Below are 20,758 nucleotides of genomic sequence, written 5' to 3'. Positions count from 1 at the left end.
CCCCCCCCCGGAGGAAACCCCCTCCCCCCCCCCCCCCTCCCCCCCCCCCCCGGGGGGGGGGGGGTGGGGGGGAGCCCCCGGGACTCGCGGGGAGGTCTGCGGGGGCGTCTTGCTTGTTTGTCGTTCTTGCGAGGAGCTTCCACGCCCTGCAAGAACGACCCACAAAAGCAACGTCACCACGGGCATCCCCGCGAGCCCCAGCCCCTCACCCTGCCCCCTCCCCGAAGGGGAGAGGGTTCAAGCGAGCGGCAGGATCAAAGATCCCGCAGACTCTCGACGATGCCTTCGGCGCCGACCAGCAGCAGCTTGAGGGTATTGGTGCCGCCGCCGGCGCCGACGCGGTCGCCCTGGGTCAGCACCACGCGGTCGCCCTCGGCCAGCTTGCCCAGCGCGAACAGCTGGCGCACCGCCTCGCGCGCGTTGGCCGCGGAGCTCTGGCTCACTTCGTTGAAGGCCACCGGCTGCACGTCGCGCAGCAACAGCATGCGCCGGCGCGCGTCGGCGGCCGGCGAGAGCGCGTAGATCGGCACCGCGCTGCGGTAGCGCGAGAGCCATTGCGCGGTGGCGCCCGATTCGGTCAGGGCGATCAGCGCGCGCACGCCGAGCTGCCCGGCCAGCACCATCGCCGCCAGCGCGATCGCCTGGTCGGCGCGGTCGAGCCGGTGGATCGCGGTGGCCAGGTCTTCCTTCGGCTCGAACTGGCGCTCGGCGCCCAGGCAGATGCGGCGCATGGCGGCCACCGCCACGTCCGGGTGCGCGCCGGCGGCGGTTTCCTGCGAGAGCATCACCGCGTCGGTGCCGTCGATCACCGCGTTGGCGACGTCGAGTACCTCGGCGCGGGTCGGGATCGGCGCGGTCACCATCGACTGCAGCATCTGCGTGGCAGTGATCACCGCGCGGTTGCGTGCGACCGCCTCGCGGATGATCTTCTTCTGCAGGCCCGGCAGTTCGGCGTCGCCGATCTCCACGCCTAGGTCGCCGCGCGCCACCATCACCGCGTCGGAGGCGTCGATGATCTCGCCCAGCACGGGGATCGCGTCGGCGCGCTCGATCTTGGCCACCAGCGCGCCGTGGCCATCGGCCTCGCGCAACAGGCGGCGCGCCTGCTCCATGTCGGCGGCCGAACGCACGAAGGAGACGGCCAGGAAGTCGGCGCCGATCTCGGCGGCGAGCTGGATGTCGGCGCGGTCCTTGTCCGAGAGCGCGGACACGGACAGGCCGCCGCCCTGGCGGTTGAGCCCCTTGCGGTCGGACAGACGGCCGCCGATCAGCACCTCGCAACGCACCTGCGCACCGTCGACCGCGAGCACGCGCAACGCGACCAGGCCGTCGTCGAGCAGCAGCACGTCGCCGGCGGCCACGTCCTGCGGCAACTGGTGATAGCTGACGCCCACGCGGGTCTTGTCACCCGCCGGCGCATCGGGCGAGCAGTCGAGCACGAACGGATCGCCCGGCTGCAGCTCGATCGGCCCGTGGGCGAATTTCTCGATGCGGATCTTCGGGCCCTGCAGGTCGGCCAGGATGCCGACCTCGCGCCCGGCCGCCTGCGCGGCATCGCGCACCGCCATCGCGCGTGCGCGGTGGTCCTGCGGCTGGCCGTGCGAGAGGTTGAGGCGGACCACGTCCACGCCCTCGGCGATCAGCCGCGCGAGCATGCCCGGCGCGTCGGTGGCGGGGCCGAGGGTGGCGACGATCTTGGTGCGGCGCAGGTGGTTTTCGGGGTTCATGCCGGCGAGGCTAGCAGATGGCGGCGCCGGCGCGAGGGGCTGCAATCGTATGCAGTGTGACGGGATTGGCCCCCGGATCAGCCCAGCGTGCGGTTGAGCAGTTCCGCCAGCCGGCGGCCCGCCTCGCGCAGCCGCCGCTCGGCCAGCGGCAGCTGCGCCTGGACGTAGCCGGCGCCGGCCGTATGGCCGCCCGGATAGATGCCGCGGCTGAGCCTGCACGACTCCTGCGCCCAGGCGGCGAAGGGCGCACCGGTCGCCGCCGGCAGCGCGACCGGCCCGCGCGCGGCCAGCCGCTGCGCGTAGTCCTGCCAGTCCAGCCCGCGGGTGCGCAGCATTCCCGAATCCCATACGCGATGCAGGTTGCTGCCCTGGCCATGGAACCGCACCTGGTAGGTGTTGCCGCCCTTGTCGTCGCGGTAGCCGGCATGCAGCGGCTGGTGCACGTCGCCGACGAAGTGCACCACGAACTTGAGCGCCTCGCGCCGCACGGCATCGCTCTGGCGGCGATCGGCGAGCAGCGCGACGTAGTGCTGCAGGCCGCCGACCACGCAGCGCCCGTCGCGGCAGTCGCGCGGCGGCTGGTAGTCGCAGCGGCGATCGCGGAAGTTGATGTAGTGCATGGCGCGGGTGGCCTTCCACAGCGCCTGCTGCGAGGGGTCGTCCTGGATGTCGTCGGCCCAGGTGGCGACATCGGCCAGCCGGCGGGTGTGTTCCGGCGCCAGCAGGCGCTCGACCTGCGCCTCGGCGGCGGGACTGAGGTGGCGCTGCGCCAGTTCGGCGACGATGCGGTGGCCTTCCGGGCCCCAGGCGCGGGCGTCGGGAACGAGCAGGAAGCAGGCAAGCAGGAAGGCGGCGTAACGGCGCAGGCACATCATCGGCAGGCAGGCGGAGAAGAGCCCGCCAGTGTGCCTCAGGCGTCGCGCAGTTGCAGCGGCAACTTGAGGTAGCGCTGGCCGTAGGTGTCCGCCGGCGGCAGGCGCCCACCGCGGATGTTCACCTGCAATGCCGGCCACAACAGCCGCGGCGGCGGCAGTCCGGCGTCGCGCTGGCGGCGCATGGCGACGAAGTCGGCCTCCCCGACGCCTTCGCGGATGTGCTTGTTGCCGGCACGCTGCTCGGCCATCGGCACTTCGGCGCGCGGCGCACTGCCCTCGGGCGGGTAGTCGTGCGCCAGGAACATCCGCGTGGCCGGCAGGCCGTAGATGCGCCAGACGGAGCGGAACAGCGCGTGCGCATCGCCACCGGGGAAGTCGCATCGCGCAGAACCCGCCGCCGGCGAGAACAGCGTGTCGCCAACGAACACCGCGTCGCCCACCAGGTAGCTGACGCTGTCCGGCGTGTGCCCGGGCGTGGCGACCACGCGGATGGCCAGCTCGCCCAGCGGCAGTTCGTCGCCGTCGTGCAACAGGCAGTCGAACGCGCCGGCATCCAGGTGCGGCTCGCCCTCGTCCAGGCCCAGCTTGCGCCGGAAGGTTTCCTGCACCTGCACGATGCCGGCGCCGATCGCGGTCTGCGCGCCGGTGCGCTCCTTCAGCCACGCGGCCGCGGACAGGTGGTCGGCATGCGCATGGGTCTCCAGGATCCAGCGCACGCGCGCGTCGTCGCGGGCGGCCGTCTCCAGGATGGCTGCCGCGCTGGCGTGGCCCACCTCGCCGCTGGCTTGGTCGAAGTCGAGCGGCGCGTCGATCACCGCGGCCTCGCCGCTGGCCGGATCGCGTACCAGATAGCTCCAGGTCGAGGTGGACGCGTGGAAGAACGGCGTGACGTGCGCTTGCATGGCGTGGCTCCGCAGCGGCCCCGGGCGATCCTCGCACGCGGGGCGCAAGAACGCGCGATGACGCGATACGTGCCTCGGCAGCTATCGCCATGCCCGCGAGCCGCGCGCCGGTTCGGGCTAAAATGGGCGTTCTCCGGCGGCCCCGCGGCCGCCAGCTGCCTTCACCGAACCAGAGGAAGCATCGCCCATGGCCATCAAGGTCGGCATCAACGGCTTCGGCCGCATCGGTCGCAACGTGCTGCGCGCCGCCGTGCAGAATTTCGCCCAGGACATCGAGATCGTCGCCATCAACGATCTGCTGGAGCCGGACTACCTGGCCTACATGCTGCGCTACGACTCGGTGCACGGCCGCTTCAAGGGCGAGGTGTCCATCGAGGGCGGCCACCTGGTGGTCAACGGCAAGCGCATCCGCCTGACCCAGGAGCGCGACCCGGCCAACCTGAAGTGGGACGAGGTGGGTGCCGACATCGTGATCGAGTCCACCGGCCTGTTCCTGACCAAGGACACCTGCCAGAAGCACCTGGACGCGGGCGCGAGGAAGGTGATCCAGTCGGCGCCGTCCAAGGACGACACGCCGATGTTCGTCTACGGCGTGAACCACCAGAAGTACGCCGGCGAGGCGATCATCTCCAACGCCTCGTGCACCACCAACTGCCTGGCGCCGCTGGCCAAGGTGCTCAACGACAAGTGGGGCATCAAGCGCGGCCTGATGACCACCGTGCACGCCGCCACCGCCACCCAGAAGACCGTCGACGGCCCGTCCAACAAGGACTGGCGCGGCGGCCGCGGCATCCTGGAGAACATCATCCCGTCGTCCACCGGCGCGGCGAAGGCCGTCGGCGTGGTGATCCCCGAGCTCAACAAGAAGCTCACCGGCATGTCCTTCCGCGTGCCGACCTCGGACGTGTCCGTCGTCGACCTCACCGTCGAGCTTGAGAAGCCGGCCACCTACGCCGAGATCTGCGCCGAGATGAAGGCGCAATCCGAAGGCGCGCTGAAGGGCATCCTGGGCTACACCGAAGACAAGGTCGTCGCCACCGACTTCCGCGGTGATGCGCGCACCTCGATCTTCGACGCCGACGCCGGCATCGCGCTCGATCCCACCTTCGTCAAGCTGGTGAGCTGGTACGACAACGAGTGGGGCTACTCGAACAAGTGCCTGGAAATGGTGCGGGTGGTGGCGAAATAAGCCGCCTGCCCGGCTTCCCCGCGGAAGCCGCTGCGCACACAAGGCCGGGACCTGGCAAGGTCCCGGCCTTTTTCTTGGGTATCACCGAATGCACGGCGGCCACGCGCTGCGGCATCCCGACACGCCGGCCGCCCCTCGAGTGGTTCCGTCCTATACTCACGCAATGATAGGCATTCTCAACAAGTGGGCGAGCCGGGCCCTGGCCTCCGCCCTGCTGGCGACGGCGTGTCCTGCCTTCGCCCAGACCCCGCCGGACGCACCGGCCACGACCACCACAACGAACGCCCAGGCGCCGGAGAACGTCAGCCAGACCTGGCAGATGCTCGACTACCTGGCCACCGACTACGCCGGCGCCGTGCACGACGGCCAGGTGATCAGCGCCTCCGAATATGCCGAGATGCGCGAGTTCGCCGGCACCGCTCGCCAGCGCATCGCACAACTGCCGGAGCAACCCGGCTCGGCGGCACTGCGCGGGCAGGCCACGCACCTGGTCGGACTGATCGACGCCAGGGCATCGACCGCCGACGTTGCCCGCCAGGCCCACGCCCTGGCCGATGCCCTGCTGGCCGCGTACCCGGTCCCGACGGCGCCCGCGCACCTGCCCCACCTGGCGCGCGGCGCCGCGCTCTACCAGCAGACCTGCGCCGCCTGCCACGGACCCCGCGGCCAGGGCGACGGTCCCGCCGGCGCCGCGCTCGATCCGCCGCCGATCGACTTCACCGACCGCACCCGCGCCGACCAGCGCAGCGTGCTGTCATTGTTCGAGGCGATCAGCCAGGGCGTGAAGGGCACCGCGATGGCCGGCTACGCCGACCAGCTGCCGGTCGACGACCGCTGGTCGCTCGCCTACTACGTCGGTTCGCTCGCCTACGCCCACCAGGCGGGCGAAGGCGCGCGCGCGTGGAAGGACAACGCCGCCGCACGCGCACGGCTGGGCAACCTGCAGGAACTCTCCCGCGCCCGCGTGGCGCAGCTCGCGCCGGAGCTGGGCGAGGAGCAGGCACGGGCGATCCTGGGCTACCTGCGCGCCTATCCGGGCGCGCTGCCGAAGGCGGTGTCCGGGCTGCCGCTGGCGCGCGCGAAACTCGCCGCCAGCTTCACCGCCTGGCAACAGGGCCAGACCGATGAAGCGCAACGGCTGGCGCTGTCCGCCTACCTCGATGGCGTCGAGCCGGCGGAGCCGCAGCTCGACGCCCGCGACGGCGCACTGCGCGCGGAACTGGAAACGGCGATGGGCGCCTATCGCACCGCGGTCGCCGGCCGCGGCGCCGACGTCGCGGCCCGGCGCCAGGCCGCCGATGCGCTGCTGCAACGCGCGCAGGCCACCCTCGCCGGCGGCTCGGCCGACGCCGCCTCGGCCTTCCTAGGCGCCTGGACGATCCTGGTGCGCGAAGGACTGGAGGCGCTGCTGGTGGTGGTCGCCCTGCTGGCGTTCCTGCGCAAGGCCGAGCGCCCGGCGATGCTGCGCTACGTGCACGCCGGCTGGAGCCTGGCGCTGCTCGCCGGACTGGCCACGTGGGCGGTGGCGAGCTACGCGGTGGCGATCAGCGGCGCCGGGCGCGAGCTGACCGAAGGGCTGTCCTCGCTGTTCGCCGCCGCGGTGCTGCTGTGCGTGGGCCTGTGGATGCACCGCAAGAGCGTGGGCGGGCGCTGGCAGGCGTACCTGAAGGCCAAGATGGCCGCCACGCTGGACCGCTCGGCGTGGTTCCTGTTTGGCCTGGCCTTCATCTCGGTCTATCGCGAGGTGTTCGAGACCATCCTGTTCTACGTGGCGATGTGGAACGAGGGCCCGCGCGCGTGGCTGCTGGCCGGCATCGGCACCGGCGCGCTGACGCTTGCCGTGATCGCCTGGCTGCTGCTACGCACCAGCCGGCGGCTGCCGCTGGGCAAGTTCTTCTCGGCCAGCTCCGCGCTGATCGCGCTGCTGGCGATCGTGCTCACCGGCAAGGGCATCGCGGCGCTGCAGGAAGCCGGCTGGATCGGTGTGCTCACCGCGCCGCTGCCGCGCATCGAGGTGCTGGGCATCTATCCGACCTGGCAATCCATCGCCGCGCAGGCCGCCGTCGCGCTGGTGCTGGCTGTCGGCTACGCATTCAACCTGCGGCGGCTGCCGCAGAAGGATTGAGGCTTGGCCTGGGTCTTCTCTTCCCCGCTTTGATCAAGAATTGGGGAGAGGATCTAGGTGACGGCGGGGCTAGAGAAAAACTTGCCAGCGCCCTATCCGGCGTTCGAGGCCAGCCTTGGCCCCTCACCCCATCCCTCTCCCCGAAGGGGAGAGGGAGCAGAGCGTGGCACGCTTGCAGGCATCGGCCCTCGGCACGTTCAATAGCGCACTGCTCGCGCACGAGCCGATATGCCTCCCTTGCCTCAAATCCCGAGCGCCCGCGGTATAGCGGCGGCAACTCCTCTAAGAGCAAGAGGCTAACCCTGCAAAGCGTAGTGGCACCTAGCTTTTTTCTAACCCCGGGCTGAGCAGGCCGTTTCTTTTGGTTACTTTTCTTTGGGCCAGCAAAGAAAAGTGACCCGAGCGCCGACAGGCGATCGGAAGCCCGCCGCAGGCGAGCCCGGTCGCGGGAGCGCCGTGCAAGAACGACAAACAAAGCTAGGCCGCAACAGGGTATCTCCGCGAGCCCCGGCCCCTCACCCCAACCCTCTCCCCGGAGGGGAGAGGGAGCAGGGCAGAGGCATCAGCGCTTGAGCAGCGGCAGCTTGTCCGCCACGCCGTCCCAGCGATCGGCGTCCTCCATTGCCGGAATCTTCGTGACGATCACCGGCCACTCGCGCGCCAGCTCGGCATTGAGCGCCAGGAAACCCTCCTGGCCGGCGGGGATGTCCAGTTCCGGATAGATCGCGCCCACCGGGCACTCCTCCACGCAAAGCGTGCAATCGATGCACTCGTCCGGATTGATGACGAGGAAATTCGGCCCTTCGTGGAACGCATCGACCGGGCACACCTCGACGCAATCGGTGTGCTTGCAGTTGATGCAGTTCTCGGTGACGACGTGGGTCATGCGCGGGCCGTATGCTGGACCGCAAGCATGCCGGCGGCGGCGACGGCGCGCCCTGACCCAGGTCAGCCACGCCGCGCGGTTCACCCCGCGGCGACACGGCAAAGGCAACATCGGGCGGAGCGCCGCTCGAGCCGTCTCGTGCGAGAGCGTTGCGCGCGTGCCGGAGGGAGGAGCCGGCGAGGTACTGCGACAACCGACCGCGGCCGACAGAGCGGTCCTTTGTCGCACTGACCTGACCCAGGTCAACCAGGACGCCCGGCCGCGCGGGACAATACCGCATTCCCATTGGAACCCACCCATGCCCAACACCGAGTATTACAACGACAAGGTCGTGCGCCAGTTCCTGCTGGCGGCGGCCGTGTGGGGCATCGTCGGCATGTCCGTCGGCGTGCTCGCGGCCGCGCAGCTGGCGTGGCCCCTGTTCAACTTCGACACCTCGTGGCTGACCTTCAGCCACATCCGCCCCGACCACACCTTCGGCGTGATCTTCGCCTTCGGCGGCTCGGCGCTGATCGGCACCTGCTACTACGTGGTGCAGCGCACCGGCCACGCACGCCTTGCGTATCCGAGGCTGGCCGCGTTCACCTTCTGGGGCTGGCAGGTCGCCTGCATCGCCGCGATGGTGACCATGCCGCTGGGCCTGACCCAGAGCAAGGAATACGCCGAGCCGGAATGGTGGGTGGACATCATCATCGCCGTGGTGTGGGTCAGCATCGGCGTGGTGTTCTTCGGCTCGCTGGCACGCCGGCGCATCCGCCACATCTACGTCGCCAACTGGTACTACGGCGCGTGGATCATCGCGGTGGGCCTGCTGCACATCGTCAACAACCTGGTGATCCCGGTGTCCTGGTCGAAGTCCTACCCGATCTACTCGGGCGTGGTCGACGCGATGGTGCAGTGGTGGTACGGCCACAACGCGGTGGCGTTCTTCCTGACCGCCGGCTTCCTCGGGATGATGTACTACTTCGTGCCGCGCCAGGCGCAGCAGCCCCTGTGGAGCTACCGCTTCTCGATCGTGAACTTCTGGGCGCTGATCTCGGTGTACATGTGGGCCGGCGCGCACCACCTGATGTACACCGCGCTGCCGGACTGGGTGCAGTCGGTCGGCATGGCCTTTTCGCTGGTGCTGCTGATGCCGAGCTGGGGCTCGGCCGCCAACGGCCTGATGACCTTCAACGGCTCGTGGCCCAAGCTCAAGACCGACGCCGCGGCCAAGTTCATGGTGATGTCGCTGGTGTTCTACGCCGGCTCCACCTTCGAGGGCTCGATGATGGCGGTCAAGACCGTCAACTCGCTCTCGCACTACACCGACTGGACCGTGGCGCACGTGCACAACGGCGCCCTGGGCTGGGTGGCGATGATCACCATCGGCTCGCTCTACGCGATGGCACCGCGAGCGCTGGGCCAGGAGAGGATGTACTCGCAGAAGGCGATGGAGTGGCATTTCTGGCTGCACATCTTCGGCGTGATCCTGTACGTCGGCTCGATGTGGGTCGCCGGCGTCACCGAGGGCCTGATGTGGCGCGCCACGCTGCCGGACGGCTCGCTCACCTACCCCTTCATCGACAGCCTGCTGGCGATCCAGCCGATGTACTGGACGCGCTGGTTCGCCGGCGTGGTGATCCTCGCGGGCATGGTGGTGATGGCCTGGAACCTGTGGCACACCGCCGCCGACGCGCGCAAACACTTGATCAAGCCGATCCCGGTGCCGATCCCCGAACCCGATCCGCACCAGGTGCCCCAGCCCCTCCCGGGTGTGGGCTGAGGAACACGACGCAATGGCCTACAAGCATTTCGAACTGATCGAGAAGAACGCCGCGCTGCTGGGCATCCTCACCGCGATCATGGTGTCCATCGGCGGCCTGGCGGAGATCACGCCGCTGTTCATGGAGGCGCACGCGGTCAAGGCGCCGCTCGGCGTGAAGCCGTACGACCCGCTGCGGCTGGCCGGCAAGGACGTCTACGTGCGCGAGGGTTGCTACCTGTGCCACTCGCAGATGATCCGCGCGCTGCGCGCGGAGACCCAGCGCTACGGCCATTTCTCCACCGCAGAGGAATCGGTCTACGACCGGCCCTTCCAGTGGGGCTCCAAGCGCACGGGGCCGGACCTCGCGCGCGTGGGCGGCAAGTACACCGACGACTGGCAGCGCCTGCACCTGGAGGATCCGCGCCAGGTGGTGCCCGAATCGAACATGCCGCGCTACAACTGGCTCGAGAACAACAAGATCGATGCCGAGGACATCCAGGCGCGCATGCGCGTGCTGCGCAAGCTGGGCGATCCCTACACCGACGCGGACATCGCCGGTGCGAAACAGGCGCTCGCCGGCAAGACCGAGATGGACGCGCTGATCGCCTACCTGCAGGGCCTGGGGATCCAGAACGAGCCGGCCAACAAGGTGCCGGTTCCGGCCGGACACGGAGGCATGCCATGAGCCATCCCATGATGGGCTCCTTCTGGGGCCACCTCACCGGAGTCGTCACCGTGGTGCTGATGCTGGTCTTCATCGGCATCTGGATCTGGGCGTGGCGCAAGCGCCACCGCGCCACCTTCAAGCGGATGAGCGAGCTTCCCATGGAAGACAAGCCCGAGGGCCCGGTGCCCGGCCAGCCGCGCGCCGCCGACAAAAACAACAAAGGTGAACAGCCGTGAGTCCGGGTTGGTCGTTGTGGGTGATGTTCCTGGTGGTGCTCAACCTGGGCATCACGCTGTTCCTTTTCCTGTGGGGCCCGCGCGCCAAGATCCCCACGCAGCCGGACCAGACCTCCGGCCACGTGTGGGCGCACGGCACCATCCGCGAGGGCGTGCGCAACCTGCCGCTGTGGTGGCTGCTGATGTCCGGCGCGATGTTCGTCGCCGGCTTCGCCTACCTGGTGCTCTACCCGGGCTTCGGCAGCCACAAGGGCATCCTGGGCTGGACCGCGCACGGCGAGCTGGCCGCGGCCGAAGCGGTGAACGACGCCAAGCTCGACGAGCTGGTGCTGCGCTTCCGGCAGTACCCGATCGAGCAGCTGGCCGACGACCCGGCCGCCCAGCAGATGGGCGAGCGCCTGTTCGTGGACAACTGCGCCGCCTGCCACGGCCGCGGCGCCTACGGCAACGTCAAGCTCGGCGCGCCGAGCCTGATCGACGACGACTGGCTCTACGGCGGCAGCGGCAAGGATATCCTCTCCTCCATCCACGACGGCCGCAGCGGCCTGATGCCGCCGTGGGCGAGCCTGGGCGAGGACAACGTCAAGAACCTGGCCAACTACGTGCTGAGCCTGTCCGGCTCGCCGCACGACGAAGGCCGCGCCGCCGCGGGCAAGCCACTGTTCACCACCTGCGCGGCCTGCCACGGCCCCGAGGGCAAGGGCAATCCCGCGCTGGGCGCGCCCAACCTGACCGACCACATCTGGCTGCACGGCGGCAAGTTCGAGGACGTGGTGCGCACCATCGGCGGCGGCCGCCAGGGCCACATGCCGGCGTGGAACAAGCGCCTGACCGAGGACCAGATCCGCGTGCTGGCCGCCTATGTCTACCACCTCTCGCACCAGGGCGATGCAGCAGCACAGGCTTCCCGCTGACGTGGCGCCGGCAGGCACCGGCGCCTGGTACCGCCAGCCCGTGCTGTGGCTGGGCGCGGCGATTTTCGTCGCTTCGCTGGCGGGCTGCATCGCCACCATCGTGGTGAGCTCGCGCCACGTCGACGCTCCAGTGCAGGACGCCCATCCGCACACGCTGCTGGACATGCCGGTGCACGCGCACGAGAAGCCCGCCGCACGGGACAAGCCCGCCACGCAGGACGCACGCGCCGCGGACCGCACGCCGTGAACGCCGTGGGCGCGCATGCCGCCTGGCTGAATCCGCGCCTGGCGGCGCAGGTGATCCGGCCGCGCCGCGATGGCCGCGCCGAGATCGCCCTGCGCGTGGAAGGCCTCACCGACGCGCGCCAGGTGCTGCGCCTGGACGAACGCCTGCATGCGCTGCCCGGCGTGACCCGCGTGGCGGTCGACGCCCGCGCGCAACGCGCGCGCATCGTGTGGCATCCCGAGCGGCTCGCCCTGCCGCAACTGCTCGACGCCTTCGCCGCCGCCGGCTGCAGCGCGCGGCCGCTGCGCCGCGAGCACGTCGACGACACCCGCAGCGCCGAGGCCAACGACGCGCTCAAGCGCCTGCTGGTGGCCGGCATGTGCGCGATGCAGGTGATGACCTATGCCTTCGTCATGTACATCGGCGTGGTCGACTTCGTCGACTTCACCACGCGCGGGCTGTTCCGCTGGTTGAGCCTGCTCACCACCGCGCCGGTGGTCGCCTACTCGGCGCAGCCGTTCCTGGCCGGCGCCTGGCGCGAACTGCGCACCCGCCGGCCGGGCCTGAACCTGACCGTGTCGCTCGCCGTCGTGCTGACCTTCGGCGCCAGCGTATGGGGCACCGTGCGCGGCGAGGGCGAGGTCTATTTCGATTCGGTCAGCATGTTCGTGTTCCTGCTGCTCGCCGCGCGCCACGTCGAGCTGCGTGCACGCCACGCCAGCGGCGCGCTGGGCGAAGCGGCGCAGGACGCCACCCCGCTGCTGGCCGAGCGCCGCTGCGCCGACGGCAGCCTGGAGACCGTGCCGGCGCTTGAGCTGTTACCCGGCGACCACGTACGCGTCGCCGAAGGCGGCACGGTGCCGGCCGACGGCGTGCTGGAGAGCGAGGCGGTCGAGGTGGACGAGGCGCTGCTTTCGGGCGAATCACGCCCGCGCCGGCGCCAACGCGGCGAACGACTGATCGCCGGCAGCGTGGTGCTCGGCAGCCCGGCCGAACTGCGCGTGGAGCACAGCGGCGAGGACACCGCCGCTGCGCGGCTGGGCCGGCTGGCCGGACGCGCACGGCAGGCCCGTGCGGGCGACGACCCGGCCGACCGCGAGGCGACCCGCTTCGTGCTGCGCGTGCTGGCGCTCACCGTGCTGACCGCGCTGGCCTGGCTGTGGCTCGACCGCACGCGCGCCTTCGACGCCGCGGTCGCCGTGCTGGTGGTCGCCTGCCCCTGCGCCTTCGCGCTGACCCGCCCGGCCGCGCTCACCCGCGCGCTGGCTGTGCTCGCCGGCCGCGGCGTGCTGGTGGCCGAGCCGCGCGCGCTCGATGCGCTCGCCCGCGTCGACTACGCACTGTTCGACAAGACCGGCACCCTGGCCACGCCGTGGCTGGAAGCCGACGCGATCGAGCCGCTGCGCGACGGACTGGAGCCTGCCGACGCGCTGCGCCTGGCCGCCGCGCTGGCACGCGAAAGCACGCATCCCTTGGCGCTCGCGCTGGCCGCCGCCTGGCCGGGCGCCACGCCGCGCGCGCACGGCCTCAGGGTCACCGCCACCGCCGGCATCGAAGCGGTGGTGGACGGACGCGCGCTGCGCCTGGGCCGACCCGAATTCGCGCTGGCGCCGAGCGGCCGCAGCGCGCCGGCCAGCGTCGCAGGCACGCTGCTGCTGGCCGACGCCGACGGTCCACTGGCTGCTTTCCACGTCAGCGAGGCGCCGCGCGCAGAAGCCGCCGCCACGCTGCAGGCGTTGCGCGCCGACGGCATCGCCACCGTGCTCGCCAGCGGCGACACCCGCGCCCGCGTGGCGGCCATCGCCGGCGCGCTGGGCATCACGCGCTGGGCCGGCCGGCAGTCGCCGGCGGACAAGCTCGCCCTGCTGGAGGCGGCACGCGCGCAGGGCCACGTCACGCTGGCCGTCGGCGACGGCAGCAACGACGCCCCGGCGCTGGCCGGCGCGGACGTCTCCGCGGCGCTCGCCTCCGGCACCGACCTGGCCCAGGCACACGCCGACCTGCTGCTCGCGCGCGGACGCCTGGACGGTCTGTGGCAGGCACGCCGGATCGCCCGCGAACTCGCACACGTGGTGCGCCAGGGACGGCGCTGGTCGCTCGGCTACAACCTGCTGGCCGTGCCGTTCGCCGCCGCCGGCCTGGTGCCGCCGTGGCTCGCCGCGATCGGCATGTCGGCCAGCTCGCTGGTGGTGGTGCTCAACGGCCTGCGCGTGGGCCGCACCGCGCCGGGACTGCGCGCATGAACATCCTGCTGGTGCTGATCCCGGTCACCGGGCTGATCGTAGTGGTCGCCGTGGCGCTGTTCTTCTGGGCCGCCAACCACCAGCAGTTCGACGACCTGGACAGCCCCGCCGTGCTGCCGCTGATGGAGGACGAAACCGTCGCCGCGCCGGCCGCCGACGAGGCGCCTGCCTCGCAAGAGATTCCCCCCGAAAGCAAAGGAGACACCCCGTGATCCGCCGTCTTTCCGCGTTCGCCCTGCTCGCCCTGGTCGCCGCCCCCACCTGGGCCGCGTCCAACTGCTCGACCACCGTCGAGGGCAACGACGCGATGCAGTTCAACCAGAAGTCGATCGTGGTGCCCAGCACCTGCAAGCAGTTCACCGTGACGCTCAAGCACGTGGGCAAGCTGCCCAAGGCCGCGATGGGCCACAACTTCGTGGTGTCCTCGACCGCCGACGAGCCCGGCATCGTCGCCGACGGCGCCAAGGCCGGCATCGGCGACAACTACATCAAGCCCGGCGACAGCCGCGTCATCGCGCATACGAAAATCATCGGCGGCGGCGAGAGCGATTCGACCACCTTCAAGGCCGACGCGCTCAAGCCCGGCCAGGACTATGAATTCTTCTGCTCGTTCCCGGGCCACGCCGCGCTGATGAAGGGCACGATCAGCCGCGCCAAGTAAGATGAGAACCGCCGCGCTGCGGAACCCACCGCGGCGCGGCCACCGACCTGAAGACATGCGCGATACCACGCTTACCGAATCCGCGATCGCCCGCCTGGTCGATCGTTTCTACGACAAGGTCACCGCCGAGCCGTTGATCGGCCCGGTGTTCAACGCCGTCGTGCACGACTGGCCCGAACACAAGCGCCTGCTCACCCGCTTCTGGTGCTCGGTGGCGCTGGGCGCGGCCAGCTACCGCGGCAACCCGATGGCCGTGCACCGGCCGCTGCCGGTCCGCGCCGAGCATTTCGACCGCTGGCTGGCACTGTGGCGCGCCACCTGTGCCGAGGAACTGGACGAGGCCGGCGCGGCGCAGATGGTGGAGTACGCCGAACGCATCGGCCGCAGCCTGAAGTACGGCCTGGGATTGAACCCGGATGCACGCGGCATCGGCGTGCCGCTGATTTCGGTCAGGCGTTGAAAACGTAGAAGCGCACATACGGTGCGCTTCTACCGGAACCCGCACGATTTCAGCCCAGCGCAGCCAGTGCCGCGTCGTAGTCCGGCTCGTTCGTCAGCTCGTCCACCAGCTGCGCGTGCAGCACGCGGTTGTCCGCGTCCAGCACCACCACCGCCCGCGCGGCCAGCCCGGCCAGCGGCCCGGTGGCCAGCGCCACGCCGTAGTCGGCGAGGAACTCGCGCCCGCGCATGGTCGAAAGCGTGACCACCCGCTCCAGCCCCTCGGCGCCGCAGAAGCGCGACTGCGCGAACGGCAGGTCGGCCGAGATGCAAAGCACCACCGTGTCGGTGAGCTTCCCCGCCAGTTCGTTGAAACGGCGCACCGAGGTGGCGCACACGCCGGTGTCGATGCTGGGGAAGATGTTGAGCACCTTGCGCTGGCCCGCGTAGCTCGACAGCGCCACGTCGGCCAGGCTCTTGCCGACCAGCGTGAACGCCGGCGCCTGCGCGCCCCGGGCCGGGAACGTCCCCTTGACCTCGACCGGTTCGCCCTTGAACTTCACTTGCGACATGACGCTTCCTCCTGGTGATGAGACCTACAAGTAGAACATGGTCTTGGCCAGGAACACGATGCCGACCATCAACGCCAGCACCACGCGGTGGGTATGGCGGAAGCGGCACACGCTCATGCGCCCGCGCGCACCGGCCCGGACCGCGCTGACGAACACGCCCAGCACGGCGAAGGCCAGCGTCACCTTGAGCAGCAGGAACGTGCCGAAGCGCGTGCCCACGCAGGCCAGCCCGTCGCAACGCAGATCGAACAGCATGCCGCCGCTGACGAACAGCAGCAGCACCACGACCGGCATGAAGCGGCGCACGCGCGCCATCACCGCCTGCTCGATGGCCGCCATGGCGGCCGCATCGAATCGCTTGTGCAGGCCTTCCAGCACCAGCACCTCGAAGGCCACCGCACCGACGAACACGATGGCGCAGGACAGGTGCAGCAGCACGATCCAGGGGTACCAGGCGGCCATGCGCAGGGCCCTCGCGGACATTCTCGGAAGCCTGCAGCTTGCGCCCGCAGCGCGGGTGGGGCCATGACCTGCATCAGTGCGGGCTCGTCGCAAGGTTGCCCCCATCCGCCCTTCGGGCACCTTCCCCCGCAAGCGGGGGAAGGACTCGGTCGCGCAGCCGCAAGCTCGAGCCTTCCCACGTTCCACGGGGGAAGGTGCCCGAAGGGCGGATGGGGGCGGCATTGCCCAGCGCCTCGAGAATCGCCGCCAGCACCTGCTCCGTACGCTCCGGCACATCGTGATTCCAGCACCGAAGCATGTGAAAGCCACGCCGCTGCAACCATGCATCACGCATCAGGTCGGTGGCCGATTCCAGATGCTGCGCGCCATCCACCTCCACGACCAACCGTCGCTCGATGCAAATGAAATCCACCACGAACGGTCCCACTGGATGCTGCCGCCGAAATCGGAACCCACCCAGTTGCCGCCTGCGCAGATGGAACCAGAGCCGCTGCTCGGACTCGGTCATGCCCTGGCGCAGCGCCCTCGCTGCTGAACGTTTCGCATCTCGACGCATACACCCTCCATGGTGGCCAGATCGTCGCAGCTTGCAGCACCCGTCTACCCAAGGCTGCCGGCTTGGCAGCCGACGCGACCGCGCCGGAGTCTGCACTCTCCGTAAGCCGATGCCTGCAAGGACCTTCGACCGGCAACGTGCCTCCCACGTTCCAGGCAGAAGGTGGCAAGGGTGGATCCGGGGTACTCCAGGTGAAGGCTCAACCGCCGATGGCCTTGCGCACCGCGGCGACGAATTCCGGATCGGTGCGCCCGATCACGCTGGTGCGCGCCACGATCCGCCCTTCCCCATCCAGCAGCAGCAGCGCGCTGGAGTGGTTGAACTCGCCATCGGGCAGCTTGCGGTACTGCACGCCGAGCAGTGCGGCGAGCGAGCGGGTGTCCTGCGGCGCGGTGCGCGCGAGGGTCCACCAGCGCTGGTCGAGCTTGTGCACAGCAGCGTAGCGGCGCAGCGCGGCGACGCTGTCGCGCTCGGGGTCGAAGCTCACCGCGAGCAGCGCCAGGTCGGCCGGCTCGCCGGCGGCGCGGCGGGTCGCCTTCATGGTGTCGATGATCATCGGGCAGACCATCGTGCACGAGGTGTAGAACATGCTCACGATCTGCGGCGTGCCGCGGCGCGCGGCGAACGGCGCGGTGCGGCCGTCCTGGCCGGTCAGCGGCACGGACAACTGGTAGAGCGAATCGGACGGCAACGGTGAGGCCGCATGGGCAGCGCCGGCGCACAGCAGGACGGACAGGATCAGCAGCAATCGTTTCATGGCGTTACTCCGGCCGGGCGCAGCGGAAGCCCAGGTTGGCGGTGGTATCGGTGGCCTTGAGCGAGGAGAGCATGGCGACGCGCATCAGCGTGGCGTAGTTCTCCTTCTGCTCCATGGAGATGGCGCCGGCGCCGCAGAACTTCAGCTTGTCGGCGCCGTCCTGCTCGCGGCTGTCGGCGCTGGTCATCATCGCGTTGAAGTCCTCCACCCATTCCCACACCAGGCCGTTGAGGTCGCGCACGCCGTGGATGTCCGGCTTGCCGCCGACCGGTGGCAGCGCCTGGCTGGAGGGACGCGCGTACCAGGACAGCACGCGCTCGCGCCAGGCCGGGTCGCTGCGCGCGTCGGCACGGGTGGCATCGGCCGCGGCGGCGTATTCCCACTCGTACCAGGTCGGCAGGCGCGCCTGCTCGCTTTCGCAGTACGCCTGCGCGGCGAACCAGCTCACCCGCGTCACCGGCTGGCGCGGCAGGGCGTCAGGGCCGAGCCGGTCCGGCGCGGTCCACTGCGACAGGTAGCGGCCGTCGGCGAATATCGACGGCACGCGGTCGCGCCGCCACTCGGGATGGCGTTTGACGAACAACAGGAACTCGGCGTTGGTGACTGGCTCGGCGCGCAGGCGGAAGGGCTTGAGCACCGCCGACGCTGCCTTGCCATCGGCCGGCAGCACGCTGGCGAAGCGGCCGCCCGGCAGCGGCCGGTAGGACGGCGATACCAGCTTCGACGGCGCATCGCTGGACGGCGCGCCCTTTGCCGCCAGGGCCGGTCCGGCCAGCAGCAGACAAGTGGCAGCCGCGAGCACGAGGGACAGCCTGCGGGACATGGATCTCTCCTGTGGTTCCGCGGTCAGGCTAAGTCCAGCGCCGCCGGCGCGTTTGACCTGCGTCATGTCTGCGGCCGGAACCGGCCCGTTGCGTCACCCTGCCACAGAGCTGGCGCCGCGGTGCCGACCTAGCCGGGTCTGCCATCCACGCGCGGGGTCAGGTAGATCCAGGCCGAGCGGGCCACCCATGGCAGGAACGCCACCAGCCAGCCGCAGGCGGCCACGATCAGCCACAGGTAGCTGTCGCGCGCGAGCTCCGCCCACACGCGCAGCAGCACCACGCCCTGCAGCAGCGCGAAGCAGGTCCACGGCACCGCGCCCATCTGCAGCGGCCGGCCGGAGTGGCCCTGGGTGACGCGGGTGACCATCGCCACCAGCATGGAGCCGAAGTAGCCGATGGTCAGCACGTGCAGCGGCGCCAGCCCCAGCACCGGACCATGGCCTGCGAACAGGCACAGGCTCTGCACCGCGTACATCGCGAACGCCAGCGGCAGCCAGGCGAAGGCCAGGTGCAACACCGCCAGCAGGCCAGGACGCATCGCCTTCCACGGCTGCCACGCGATCGCATGCCAGCCGAACAGCACGGCCAGCGGCGCATCGGCCACCCACAGCCACGCCTGCGCGTGGGCGAGGTCCAGCGCCAGGTGCGCGAGCAGCAGGAGCCACATCAGCGGCAGGCTCCAGGCCGGCCGGCGCACCACGTAGCCCGCCACCACGTTGCCGCTGAAGAACGCCACCATGCGGTGTGCCACCGTGAAGTACACCGGCACCAGCAGCCCGAACGTGCCCAGCTTGATCGCGAAGCGCGCGCAATGCGCCGGCGCGCCGAACAGGAAGCCGAGGAACGCTGCCAGGCCGAGCGTGCCCAGGCCCAACCCCGCCAGGCACGACCAGGCGTGCTGGTTGCCCTCGCTGGCCGCGCGCAGCACGCCGGCGAGCGTCGCCACACCGACCAGGTAGCCGGCGAGCATCAGCGCGATGCCGGCGCGCAACACCCACGGCAGGCCCAGCAGCCCGATGTGCGAGAGCAGGTAGCCGACGAACACGGCACCGGCCACCACCACGTAGCGCCGCGGCCGTATGGACGGCCGACCGAGCCACTTGGGAAACGTGGTCAGCAGGAAGCCGAACATGAACATCGGCAGCATGCCGTATTGGGTCAGCATCGCGTGCGCCCATCCCGGCGGCACCGGTGGCTGCGGCCAGCCCTGCCAGCCGAAGCGCATCGACGCCAGCTCCAGCGCCCACCAGGCCATGCTGGTCAGCACCGCCAGCGCGCCGGCCAGGAACAGCGGCCGGTGCGGTGCCGCGGCAAGCAGCGCGGCGATGGGCGGAAACGTTTGGGTGGAAGACGGCGACTCGCGCATGCGTGGCTCGCGGCTGGAAATGCGAGCCATTCTCCGTCGCGCCCGGCGCGAGGGCCGTGATCTGAATCAGTCCTGCGTCAATCGGCCCCGCCGGCGGTTGACGCAGGTCAGCATCGCCTGGAAACGCCCGATCCATGCTCGCTGCAAAGCCAGCAGAGGAGGATCCGGTCATGGGCAGGCTCGACGGCAAGAGCGCACTGGTCACCGGCGGCGCCGTGGGCATCGGCGCGGCCTGCGCGCGGCGCATGGTGGAGGCGGGCGCGCGGGTGGCGATCGTGGACGTGCACGACGAGGCCGGCCGCCGGCTGGCCGGCGAGCTCGGCGACCACGCCCGCTACCTGCACGCCGACGTGTCGGTGGAAGCGGAGGTGGCCGCCGCCATCGCCGCCGCGGTGGACGCCTTCGGCCGGCTGGACGTGCTGGTCAACAATGCAGGCATCGCCGGCGCGAACAAGCCCACCCACGAGCTGACCGAGGCCGAGTGGGACCGCGTGCAGGCGGTCAACGTGAAAGGCGTATTCTTCGGCACCAAGCACGCGATCGCGCCGCTGCGTGCGGCCGGCGGCGGCAGCATCATCAACCTGTCGTCGATCTACGGCCTGGTCGGCGCGCCCGACGTGCCGCCGTACCACGCCTCCAAGGGGGCCGTGCGGCTGATGAGCAAGACCGATGCGCTGCTCTACGCGGCCGACGGCATCCGGGTGAACTCGATCCACCCTGGTTTCATCTGGACGCCGATGGTCGAGCAGCACGTCGCCTCGATGGGCGGCGACGCGCAGCAGCACCGGCGCGAGGTCGCCGCGCTGCATCCGCTGGGCCACCTGGGGGAGCCTGACGACATCGCCTGGGGCGTGGTCTACCTGGCCTCGGACGAAGCCCGCTTCGTCACCGGCAGCGAGCTGGTGATCGACGGCGGCTACACCTGCCGCTGAACCTGGAGAACGCCATGTACAAGCACGTCCTGCTTCCCGTCGACGGCTCGGACCTCTCGCTGCGCGCGGCCGACGCCGGCATCGCGCTGGCGCGCCAGCTCGGCGCGCGCGTGCACGCGCTGCACGTGGTGGTGCCGCTGCCGGCGGTACCCTTCCTCAACGAGATCATCGCCACCAGCGACGGCGAGTACGCCGACAGCGCCGAGGAAGCCGGCGCCCGCTATCTCGCCGCCGTGCGCGAGCGCGCCGATGCCGCCGGCGTGCCCTGCCAGTGCAGCCTGGAAACCGATCCGCGACCGCACCACGCGATCGCCGCGGTGGCCAAGCGCGAAGGCTGCGACCTGATCGTGATGGGCAGCCACGGCTGGCGCGGGCTGGATCGCCTGCTGCTGGGCAGCGAAACCCAGCGGGTGATCCTGGAAGCGGACGTGCCCGTGCTGGTCAACCGCTGAA

At 70.5% G+C, this 20,758-nt stretch carries 23 protein-coding genes; 13 read left to right on the top strand and 10 right to left on the bottom strand.

Annotated elements, in window-relative coordinates; translation table 11 throughout:
- Nucleotides 1-254 precede the first annotated feature (254 nt).
- The 3 genes from pyk to AAIL17_RS13095 form a co-directional block, all read right to left on the bottom strand.
- Nucleotides 255-1,727, bottom strand: coding sequence for a pyruvate kinase (gene pyk, locus AAIL17_RS13105; protein WP_424683291.1), 1,473 nt, complete (start codon nt 1,725-1,727; stop codon nt 255-257).
- Nucleotides 1,728-1,804: 77 nt separating this feature from the next.
- Nucleotides 1,805-2,599: a S1/P1 nuclease gene (locus AAIL17_RS13100; protein WP_424683295.1), complete on the bottom strand. Its 795-nt coding sequence runs from the start codon at nt 2,597-2,599 to the stop codon at nt 1,805-1,807.
- Between the two features lie 38 nt (nt 2,600-2,637).
- Nucleotides 2,638-3,504, bottom strand: coding sequence for an MBL fold metallo-hydrolase (locus AAIL17_RS13095; protein ID WP_424683290.1), 867 nt, complete (start codon nt 3,502-3,504; stop codon nt 2,638-2,640).
- Nucleotides 3,505-3,691: 187 nt separating this feature from the next.
- On the opposite strand from AAIL17_RS13095, the gene gap reads away from it, so the two are divergent.
- Both gap and AAIL17_RS13085 read left to right on the top strand, forming a co-directional pair.
- A complete protein-coding gene (gene gap, locus AAIL17_RS13090) occupies nt 3,692-4,693 on the top strand; it encodes a type I glyceraldehyde-3-phosphate dehydrogenase (protein ID WP_424683289.1) in 1,002 nt (333 codons plus the stop codon).
- A gap of 163 nt (nt 4,694-4,856) precedes the next feature.
- Nucleotides 4,857-6,818 (top strand): FTR1 family protein, encoded by a 1,962-nt coding sequence (locus AAIL17_RS13085; RefSeq protein ID WP_424683288.1) that lies wholly within the window; start codon nt 4,857-4,859, stop codon nt 6,816-6,818.
- Between the two features lie 562 nt (nt 6,819-7,380).
- Here AAIL17_RS13085 and fdxA read toward each other — a convergent pair.
- On the bottom strand, nt 7,381-7,704 hold the full coding sequence (gene fdxA, locus AAIL17_RS13080) for a ferredoxin FdxA (RefSeq protein WP_424683287.1): 324 nt from the start codon (nt 7,702-7,704) through the stop codon (nt 7,381-7,383).
- Nucleotides 7,705-8,002: 298 nt separating this feature from the next.
- Here fdxA and ccoN point away from each other — a divergent pair, with 298 nt between their 5' ends.
- From ccoN to AAIL17_RS13035, 9 genes are read left to right on the top strand one after another with little or no spacing between them, the layout of a single operon-like run.
- A complete protein-coding gene (gene ccoN, locus AAIL17_RS13075; RefSeq protein ID WP_424683286.1) occupies nt 8,003-9,469 on the top strand; it encodes a cytochrome-c oxidase, cbb3-type subunit I in 1,467 nt (488 codons plus the stop codon).
- Between the two features lie 13 nt (nt 9,470-9,482).
- Nucleotides 9,483-10,136 (top strand): cytochrome-c oxidase, cbb3-type subunit II, encoded by a 654-nt coding sequence (gene ccoO / locus AAIL17_RS13070; RefSeq protein WP_424683285.1) that lies wholly within the window; start codon nt 9,483-9,485, stop codon nt 10,134-10,136.
- Nucleotides 10,133-10,354 (top strand): cbb3-type cytochrome oxidase subunit 3, encoded by a 222-nt coding sequence (locus AAIL17_RS13065; RefSeq protein ID WP_424683284.1) that lies wholly within the window; start codon nt 10,133-10,135, stop codon nt 10,352-10,354. Before ccoO ends, AAIL17_RS13065 begins: the two co-directional genes overlap by 4 nt.
- Complete coding sequence (gene ccoP, locus AAIL17_RS13060; protein WP_424683283.1) at nt 10,351-11,268, top strand: cytochrome-c oxidase, cbb3-type subunit III; 918 nt, start codon at nt 10,351-10,353, stop codon at nt 11,266-11,268. The genes AAIL17_RS13065 and ccoP overlap by 4 nt, the downstream gene beginning before the upstream one ends.
- Nucleotides 11,243-11,515 carry a hypothetical protein gene (locus AAIL17_RS13055; RefSeq protein ID WP_424683282.1) on the top strand — a complete coding sequence of 91 codons (273 nt, stop codon included), beginning with the start codon at nt 11,243-11,245 and terminating at the stop codon, nt 11,513-11,515. Before ccoP ends, AAIL17_RS13055 begins: the two co-directional genes overlap by 26 nt.
- Nucleotides 11,512-13,737, top strand: a complete 2,226-nt coding sequence (locus AAIL17_RS13050) for a heavy metal translocating P-type ATPase (RefSeq protein WP_424683281.1) — start codon at nt 11,512-11,514, stop codon at nt 13,735-13,737. The genes AAIL17_RS13055 and AAIL17_RS13050 overlap by 4 nt, the downstream gene beginning before the upstream one ends.
- The gene (ccoS, locus tag AAIL17_RS13045) at nt 13,734-13,949 is read left to right on the top strand and encodes a cbb3-type cytochrome oxidase assembly protein CcoS (RefSeq protein WP_424683280.1); all 216 of its coding nucleotides are present in this window, start codon (nt 13,734-13,736) and stop codon (nt 13,947-13,949) included. Before AAIL17_RS13050 ends, ccoS begins: the two co-directional genes overlap by 4 nt.
- A complete protein-coding gene (azu, locus tag AAIL17_RS13040; RefSeq protein WP_424683294.1) occupies nt 13,949-14,398 on the top strand; it encodes an azurin in 450 nt (149 codons plus the stop codon). Before ccoS ends, azu begins: the two co-directional genes overlap by 1 nt.
- A gap of 55 nt (nt 14,399-14,453) precedes the next feature.
- Complete coding sequence (locus AAIL17_RS13035; protein WP_424683279.1) at nt 14,454-14,858, top strand: group III truncated hemoglobin; 405 nt, start codon at nt 14,454-14,456, stop codon at nt 14,856-14,858.
- Between the two features lie 49 nt (nt 14,859-14,907).
- Here the strand turns inward: AAIL17_RS13035 and tpx are convergent, their stop codons facing one another.
- The 6 genes from tpx to AAIL17_RS13005 form a co-directional block, all read right to left on the bottom strand.
- Nucleotides 14,908-15,408 carry a thiol peroxidase gene (gene tpx / locus AAIL17_RS13030; RefSeq protein ID WP_424683278.1) on the bottom strand — a complete coding sequence of 167 codons (501 nt, stop codon included), beginning with the start codon at nt 15,406-15,408 and terminating at the stop codon, nt 14,908-14,910.
- A gap of 24 nt (nt 15,409-15,432) precedes the next feature.
- Nucleotides 15,433-15,870 carry a CopD family copper resistance protein gene (locus tag AAIL17_RS13025; RefSeq protein WP_424683293.1) on the bottom strand — a complete coding sequence of 146 codons (438 nt, stop codon included), beginning with the start codon at nt 15,868-15,870 and terminating at the stop codon, nt 15,433-15,435.
- A gap of 73 nt (nt 15,871-15,943) precedes the next feature.
- Complete coding sequence (locus AAIL17_RS13020; protein WP_424683277.1) at nt 15,944-16,426, bottom strand: endonuclease domain-containing protein; 483 nt, start codon at nt 16,424-16,426, stop codon at nt 15,944-15,946.
- A 199-nt stretch (nt 16,427-16,625) separates the two neighbouring features.
- A complete protein-coding gene (locus tag AAIL17_RS13015) occupies nt 16,626-17,183 on the bottom strand; it encodes an SCO family protein (protein WP_424683276.1) in 558 nt (185 codons plus the stop codon).
- A gap of 4 nt (nt 17,184-17,187) precedes the next feature.
- On the bottom strand, nt 17,188-18,006 hold the full coding sequence (locus tag AAIL17_RS13010) for a formylglycine-generating enzyme family protein (RefSeq protein WP_424683275.1): 819 nt from the start codon (nt 18,004-18,006) through the stop codon (nt 17,188-17,190).
- A gap of 128 nt (nt 18,007-18,134) precedes the next feature.
- Nucleotides 18,135-19,373, bottom strand: a complete 1,239-nt coding sequence (locus AAIL17_RS13005) for an NnrS family protein (RefSeq protein WP_424683292.1) — start codon at nt 19,371-19,373, stop codon at nt 18,135-18,137.
- A 170-nt stretch (nt 19,374-19,543) separates the two neighbouring features.
- Between AAIL17_RS13005 and AAIL17_RS13000 the strand changes: the two genes are divergently transcribed.
- Nucleotides 19,544-20,305 (top strand): glucose 1-dehydrogenase, encoded by a 762-nt coding sequence (locus tag AAIL17_RS13000; protein ID WP_424683274.1) that lies wholly within the window; start codon nt 19,544-19,546, stop codon nt 20,303-20,305.
- A gap of 14 nt (nt 20,306-20,319) precedes the next feature.
- Nucleotides 20,320-20,757 (top strand): universal stress protein, encoded by a 438-nt coding sequence (locus tag AAIL17_RS12995; protein ID WP_424683273.1) that lies wholly within the window; start codon nt 20,320-20,322, stop codon nt 20,755-20,757.
- Nucleotide 20,758 lies beyond the last annotated feature (1 nt).

It is taken from the genome of Frateuria sp. YIM B11624 (assembly GCF_049727805.1).
Classification (GTDB): Bacteria; Pseudomonadota; Gammaproteobacteria; order Xanthomonadales; family Rhodanobacteraceae; genus Frateuria_A.
The sequence above is the reverse complement of the archived record's forward strand: the minus strand, read 5'-3'. Positions and strand labels throughout refer to the sequence as shown.